The organism is Psychroflexus longus (assembly GCF_020164595.1).
GTDB classification, from domain to species: domain Bacteria; phylum Bacteroidota; class Bacteroidia; order Flavobacteriales; family Flavobacteriaceae; genus Psychroflexus; species Psychroflexus longus.
The window spans coordinates 1-593 of sequence record NZ_JAIQZE010000029.1 but is presented as its reverse complement, the minus strand read 5'-3'; the positions used below and the strand labels follow the sequence as shown (position 1 = coordinate 593).

General features: G+C 33.7%; 1 tRNA gene and 1 rRNA gene. Both read left to right on the top strand.

Annotation, left to right across the window (positions count from 1 at the left end):
• The first annotated feature begins 145 nt into the window (after positions 1–145).
• Positions 146–219: transfer RNA gene (locus tag LB452_RS13435), tRNA-Ile, on the top strand.
• Between the two features lie 278 nt (positions 220–497).
• A 23S ribosomal RNA gene (locus LB452_RS13430) occupies positions 498–593 on the top strand; the annotation flags it as partial.

The following is a 593-nucleotide window of genomic DNA, read 5'->3' as shown; positions in this document are numbered from 1 at the left end:
AATACCTCCTTTTTTAGAGTATTGCATTTGATAAAATGCAGTAGACGTTTAGAGAAAAGGGAATTAATTAAGCTTTAATCAGAAATCGGTTAGGATAAGCTTTGATGTTTCTAATTGTCAATTTAATTATTATTATAAAGCCTCCAGTCTCATAGCTCAGCTGGTTAGAGCGCTACACTGATAATGTAGAGGTCGGCAGTTCGAGTCTGCCTGAGACTACTTTATAGTCTTTAAGGCACAAGAGAAGAGTTAGAGAGATTAAGAGTAAAATTTTAATTGATTTAGTTTTTAGATATAAGGTTTATAATAAGAATGGTAATATTTAATTGAGTTTAAGTATTATGGCAAAGATTTCATTGCTTATACAAGGTGTAAGTAAGGAATTTAAACGTTCATTGACATATTGAGAATATATAAGAATACGAGAGTAAGAGCGTACTTTTTTCTTTAGAGAAAGGAGTGCGAAGAGTAAAATAAAAATAAATAATTATCGAATAGATAAGCTTATTAAGGGCGTATGGGGGATGCCTAGGCTCTCAGAGGCGACGAAGGACGTGACAAGCTGCGATAAGCTGCGGGGATTAGCACATATG